The organism is Bradyrhizobium nivariense, assembly GCF_029846695.2.
GTDB lineage: Bacteria > Pseudomonadota > Alphaproteobacteria > Rhizobiales > Xanthobacteraceae > Bradyrhizobium.
Genome location: NZ_JARWCR020000043.1, coordinates 66,352 through 72,415, shown reverse-complemented (window position 1 = coordinate 72,415; position 6,064 = coordinate 66,352). Strand labels below are relative to the sequence as shown.

The 6,064-nt window shown below is 63.3% G+C and carries 7 protein-coding genes; 6 read left to right on the top strand and 1 reads right to left on the bottom strand.

Annotated features, from left to right (window positions below):
* The first annotated feature begins 24 nt into the window (after positions 1–24).
* From QCM77_RS29100 to QCM77_RS29080, 5 genes are all read left to right on the top strand, one after another.
* Positions 25–345: a hypothetical protein gene (locus QCM77_RS29100; RefSeq protein WP_279685900.1), complete on the top strand. Its 321-nt coding sequence runs from the start codon at positions 25–27 to the stop codon at positions 343–345.
* Complete coding sequence (locus tag QCM77_RS29095; protein ID WP_279685899.1) at positions 345–1,163, top strand: sugar phosphate isomerase/epimerase family protein; 819 nt, start codon at positions 345–347, stop codon at positions 1,161–1,163. The genes QCM77_RS29100 and QCM77_RS29095 overlap by 1 nt, the downstream gene beginning before the upstream one ends.
* Before the next feature lie 29 nt (positions 1,164–1,192).
* Positions 1,193–2,893 (top strand): FAD-dependent oxidoreductase, encoded by a 1,701-nt coding sequence (locus tag QCM77_RS29090; RefSeq protein ID WP_279685898.1) that lies wholly within the window; start codon positions 1,193–1,195, stop codon positions 2,891–2,893.
* A 270-nt stretch (positions 2,894–3,163) separates the two neighbouring features.
* On the top strand, positions 3,164–3,325 hold the full coding sequence (locus QCM77_RS29085) for a DUF2934 domain-containing protein (protein WP_279659363.1): 162 nt from the start codon (positions 3,164–3,166) through the stop codon (positions 3,323–3,325).
* Positions 3,326–3,553: 228 nt separating this feature from the next.
* Positions 3,554–3,874, top strand: a complete 321-nt coding sequence (locus QCM77_RS29080) for a DUF2934 domain-containing protein (protein ID WP_279685897.1) — start codon at positions 3,554–3,556, stop codon at positions 3,872–3,874.
* A 1,036-nt stretch (positions 3,875–4,910) separates the two neighbouring features.
* Here the strand turns inward: QCM77_RS29080 and QCM77_RS29075 are convergent.
* Positions 4,911–5,642, bottom strand: a complete 732-nt coding sequence (locus QCM77_RS29075; RefSeq protein ID WP_279659365.1) for a DUF3750 domain-containing protein — start codon at positions 5,640–5,642, stop codon at positions 4,911–4,913.
* A 121-nt stretch (positions 5,643–5,763) separates the two neighbouring features.
* Between QCM77_RS29075 and QCM77_RS29070 the strand changes: the two genes are divergently transcribed.
* Positions 5,764–6,024, top strand: a complete 261-nt coding sequence (locus QCM77_RS29070) for a hypothetical protein (RefSeq protein WP_279659366.1) — start codon at positions 5,764–5,766, stop codon at positions 6,022–6,024.
* Positions 6,025–6,064 lie beyond the last annotated feature (40 nt).

Sequence of the window (6,064 nt, the reverse complement as noted above, 5' to 3'; positions counted from 1 at the left end):
GGGCGGGGCGAGGGCGCATCGATCGTGGCGCTCCGGATCGAGACATTGCCGAAAGATCCCCAAGGCTTGGCTCGGGCGCTCGTTGCGTGCGACGGGGTTGCTGCCGTGCAGATCGGCGCGACCGACGAAGCGCGGACGTCGGTACGGACGGCGGAGAAGGGCATGCGGAAGAACGAGGGGTTTTTCGCCGGGCTTTTGATCATCGAGGCGCTCGACGTGGCGTCGTTGCAGGCCGCCTTGCGGAAAGCCGCGGAAATTGCTCCCGACGTCATGGCCGGGGCGAGCGAGCCGGAAGTTTATCAAAGCATGTTTGCGCTCGACGCCCGTATCGCGGATTTCGGCTGATGGCAACGTTCTCGCTGGCCGCGTTGACCGTGCTCGAGCTTGCGCCGCCCGAGATGATCGAATTGGCGGCGCACTGCGGCTACGAAAAAGTCGGGCTCAGGCTGTTGCCCGCCACGCCTGGCGGTGTTGCCTATCGCCTGATGGACGATGCGCCGCTCTTGCGGGAGACGTTCCGGCGGTTGGAGTTGACGGGGGTGACTGTCGCCGATCTCGAGGTCGTTGCGTTCAGACCGGAAACCGAGATTGCCTCGTTTACGCCCTTCTTCGAGGTCGGCGCGCGCCTCGCCGCCAAGCACATCCTCGTCGCAGCCTACGATCCGGATCTGGCGCGGTTTTCGGATCGCTACCAGCAGTTTTGTGAAGCGGCAGCAAACTATGGCCTGACCTCCGATCTCGAATTCATGCCCTGGACGAGCGTTCCGGACCTGAAGACCGCGATGCGGATCGTCGGCGACGTCGATCGTCCCGGTGCCGGCATTCTGGTCGATGCGCTGCATTTCGATCGGTCGCAAAGCTCGCTTGCGGACCTCCGCGCCATCCCGGCGCAACGCTTGCACTACTGGCAACTATGCGACGGCCCGGCCGAGCGGCCGGCGACCACAGAGCAGCTCATCCATGCGGCTCGCGAGGAGCGGATGTTTCCGGGCGAGGGCGGAATAGACCTGATGGGGCTTGCGAGCGCGATGCCGAATGACCTGACGATCAGCATCGAGGTTCCGACCGTTCAACTGGCCAAGAGCGTCGATGCCGCGTCGCGAGCGCGCCGGGCGTTAGCGGCGGGCAGAGCCGTCGTCGAGCGGGCGCGCAGCCAGAGGTGAGAATTTCGGGGCGGGAAGGGTAATGCGGGATGTCGCAAGCCGATCACTCCTGGGACATCGAGACCGATCTCCTGGTCGTCGGCGCGGGTGCCGCCGGCATGACGACATCGCTGGTGGCTGCCCTCGAAGGGCTCGACGTGATCCTTTGCGAAAAGTCGGACACGGTTGGTGGCACGACCGCGACCTCCGCCGGCACCGTCTGGATTCCGGGCAATCGGCAGGGACGGCTTGCAGGAACGCCAGACTCGACCGAGGCGGCGCGGGTCTATCTTGAAGCATTGCTCGGCGAACACGCCGCGGACGCGCGTGTGGATGCGTTCCTCCAGAAGGGTCCCATCATGCTCGATTATCTCGAGCAGAAGACGAGCGTACGGTTTACGGCACCGCCGGTACACCCCGACTACAAGAATCTTCCCGGGGCGGCGATCGGCGGTCGTGCTCTCGGCGCCGTTCCGTTCGACGGTCGCAAGCTTGGCAAAGATTTCGATCGTATCAGGCCCCCGCGGCGAGAGTTCATGGTCCTCGGCGGCATGATGGTCGGAAAGGCGGACATCCCGGCGCTGTTGGCGCCATTCCGCAACTGGACGAACTTCAGGCATGTCGTTGGTCTTCTCGGTCGGCATTTGCTCGATCGGCTTCGCTACAGGCGCGGAGAGCGTCTGATCATGGGCAACGCTCTCGTCGCAAGGCTGTTTGACAGTCTCCGTCGTTCCGGCGTGCATATGCGATATGAGACTGAGCTCAGCGAGCTCATCCGCAACGGCGATGCAGTCGTTGGGGCCGTTTTCTCATCACCGTCCGGAGCATTGGCGATACGTGCCCGCAAGGGCGTGGTGTTGGCAACGGGAGGCATCGGCTGGAGCCGCGAGCTTCGCGAACGGTTTTTCCCGGAGGCCGCGCGCCGATTTTCACTCACGCCTTCGTCCAATACCGGGGACGGCATGCTCGCGGCCGAACGCGTCGACGCGGTCATCGAGCGCAATCTCAATAGCCCCGCCTTGTGGATGCCAAGCTCGGTCATGACGCAAGCGGACGGCCACGTCTCGGTATTCCCGCACATCATGCTCGATCGTGCCAAGCCAGGCCTGCTTGCGGTGAACAAGTCGGGCCGCCGTTTCGTGAACGAGGCCGACTCCTATCACGACTTCGTGGAAGCGATGTTGCGTTCGAACCCGTCTTCCGTGTTGGCTACGCCGGCTTTCCTGATTTGCGATCGTGCCTTTATCAGGGTCTATGGCATCGGTCTCGTTCGTCCCGGGACGAGGTATTTGGACAAGTTTCTGAAGACCAAATATTTGGTAGCGGGCGAGACGATCGAAGCACTGGCCGAAAAAATCGGTGTCGATAGCGGCGAGCTTGGTCAAACAATTGAGCGGTACAATCGCTATGCCGAGAGCGGTGTGGACGAGGATTTCGGCCGCGGTTCAAGCGAGTTGAACCGGTTCAATGGCGATCCCCTGACCAAGCCAAACCCGTGCCTGCGACGGATCGGTCCTGGGCCATACTATGCCGTCGCAGTATGGCCGACGGATCTCGCCAGCAGTGCCGGCTTGTGCACGGATTCAACCGCTCGGGTCTTGTCTCGCTGCGGGACGGTCATACCCGGACTCTACGCCGTCGGGACCGATTCATCCTCGATCTTTCGAGGCACTTATCCGGGTCCGGGCACGATGATTGGACCTGCGATGGTATTCGGGTGGTCCGCGGCGATGCATGCCGCGGGCGCTTGAGGGCAGGAAGAAGTCAATTGAAAGCTGCTCGTTCGAAGGCCGGCACGGAAAAGACGGCGGCCAAAGACAGCGGCCGCCGTTTTCCCCAGTCGCATCTGGATGTCGTACCGCCCGCCCGAACGGCGGCTCGAGTACGAGTTAGGAACTCTTGCGCACCATCGAGGCTTGAATCCGCGGGCCAGCGTCGCCGCCGATTGCTGGTCTGCACGGCTCCGCCCCCTAGCCCCCCATACCCCCCAGGGTGGGGCCGTGCTCATAGCAGGAGGTGCAATGCCTGAGCCGACCGAGCAAGACATCAGAGCGCGCGCGCACCGACTGTGGGAGCGAGCTGGCAAGCCCGAAGGCCGCGAGGAAGAGTTTTGGCACGCGGCCGAGCAAGAGCTGCGCAACGAGGACAAATCGAACACCATGCGGACGCCGGATACGCTGTGACCGCCAGGAAGTGCCCATTCTGCCACGGGCTGGGATGGGTCTGCGAAAACCATCCGCTCCGCGCCTGGAGCGACGAGTTGGGCGGCTGCCGGTGCGGTGAGGGCATGCCCTGTACTTGCAACACGACCGATGATCCGGAAACGAGGGCGGTTATCGTCGAAGCCGACACGACGTGGCACTAGGCGGAACAGAGCCTTCTGGAATGAATTGAGGTGAGCAGCACGGGCTGTGAAGCAGACCCGTCTCTACGGCGATGTTTGCGTGGACGAGCAGCAAAAAATAGAGCACCAGATTGAACTCGCAACGCGAGCGGCTGCGCTCGTCAAGGACGAGACGACTGTCCAGCGATTCAGGAACTTCGCCGAGGAGCTGAAGCAAAAGCTCCTTCGCATGATGGGGCGCGGCAAGGTGCGAGCACGTGCGTACGAGCTCTGGGAGCAGGCCGGTCGCCCGGTCGATCGCGACGTGGAGTTTTGGCTCGAAGCGGAACGGCAGATCGAAGAAGAACGCGAACAGAGGAGGCCCTCGGGCCCCTCAGAGAAACGATAGAAGCCGGCGCTGCTGGTGCCCATATCGGCAGCGAAAAGTCGTCGGCTTCGGCCGCGCGTTTCCCTGGACAGGGAGAAAGCCGCCGAGTTCTTCACCCTGGCGGCTTCAGAAGTCCGTAGCTGTTGATCGCCACTCCGGCCTCGTGCGTACCGCCGTTACCCTGTTTGCGGCCATGCAGGATCATCCTAGGCGTGGGCGCTTGATCATGCGGTGATATGAAGCACACATTGGAAGGACGATGTCGGGAAGCTTGGGAGGGTACCGACTTTGATGGGTTTCGCTCCGCTCCACCGCGCAAGAAAATAGATGAGAGCGAGCGCCGCCCTGTTTCGCCCCTCTGTCAATCCGTCCGTGCAAATATATTCCGCTTTACCGAAATTCGGAAATGGCGTATGTGTCGCCGATCCTGGCTCATCCTTGAGGGGCGATCTTGTGGTCGTCACGTTCGCGAGCCGGGCTTGCGGTGGACGCGGCAGCGTCGGGCGCGAGAGGTGCGGGCAGGGCGGATTGCTCTCCGTGAGCCCAAAACTTCGTGCCGACGAGCGGCGCTGCCAGGTTCGTCTCGCCATCAGGTCGGCGGCAACGTGCACAACGTCGTCGAAACCAGTGGTGAACAAGCGAACCGTGCGTACGGCAAAATCGTGTGGTCCTGGCCGTCGTTGCTACGGTCAAGCCTGGCGAATGCGACAGTCGCGTCAACCGGCGCGGGGTCGGTGAATTTCGCGAAGGCGAGGGAGGCCAAAAGGAACTCGGCTCCCGGGAGAGCACGGCATAAGCCGTCCAACCACTGCGCAGGGAAGGCCGAGTGATTGGCTACACCTGTATGCTGCTGTGCGGTTTTTCTGCGTGTGCTTTTCGCGCAGCGGACCGCGGGTGCCAGCTGGCACCCGGCCTTCCCTGTGCCCTCTTGGCTCAAGAGGGTGGAGAGATCAAGCAAAGCTCGGGTGAAATCAGCCGCGAGGATGCGAAGGTGTGTCTGCAAGTTTGAAATGCATATTGGAGAATTGCGGTGCGGCCCCTTGCTCCGTCCATTGCCCTACGCGCCGGCGGCGATGCCGAGGCGTCCGATGCCGGGAAGCTTCAGGGCCGGGCGGCGGATGTCGACGCCGAGCACCGCGCCGAGGAAATTGATCTCGATCCCTTCGACCCAGCCGATCGTCATGCCGAGATAGCCCGACAGCGAGGCGTAGAGGCCGGTGCCGGACGCCGTGATGCCGGCCCAGCGTCCGCTGTAGGGATAGTCCTTGCCGATCGCGGTCGGCGGAAGCACCGCGCGCAGTTCGGGCACGGCGTCCAGCGCCGCCTGCACGAAGGTGTTGGAATTCGGTCCCGGCCAGGCGCTGTAGTCGCCATAGGCGCGGAACCTGTAATTCTCGATGACGTCGCGGATCTTCGGAATCAGCGCTTCGGCCCGCGCGCCGTCGACCGCGACGACTGTTTCCGGCAGGGCGCCGAACCAGCGGCCGTCGGGCGCAAAGCCGTTGCTGCGGATCGGGTCGCCCCACGCCGTGTAGTCGTAGCGGCTGTAGGTGGCGGCGTCCTTCTCCTTGACGACGATCCAGGTGTGGACGGCGAAAATGCTGCGCCAGCGCACGGTGCGCGCGGCGAACACGCGGATCAGCGCGTCCGGATTGGCGGATGCGGGCGACAGCAGGCCGGCGCTGGAGCGATCCGCCGTCTGCCAATTGCCGCGGCCGTCGCCGCGCAAATAATAGCGGCCGGCCGACACGCCGATCGGCAGGAAGATCAGCAGCAGGAACAGAATCAAGAATTTCCTCAAGAGCAAACGGCGGTCAGGCGGGACGATGCAACCAATATAGTTCGCAAGGCGCGCCGCGCCAGCACTCTCCTGCTCTTGCATTCAGAAGCCGCGCTCATATGTTGCGGTCATGAGGAAGCTCTCACTCGTCGAGGATCAGGCCATCCAGGCGCGAATCGCGTTCATCGCGGGCGCCGAGACGTTCGATCGCCTCTTCGCCGGCATCCGGTTCGACGAAATCGACGGCAATCTGCTGTTTGCCATCGCCTGCGACGAAGACTGCGCGACGGAGATCGAAGACGAGTTCTCGCACCACCTCGCCGTGGTCGCGACGCAGATCCTGGCGCAGAGCGTCGACGTGGTCGTGGTGCTGCCGAAGGTCCTGCAATAGCCTTCTGCCCGTTCAGGCCGCTTGCCTTCGCCTCGTGTCT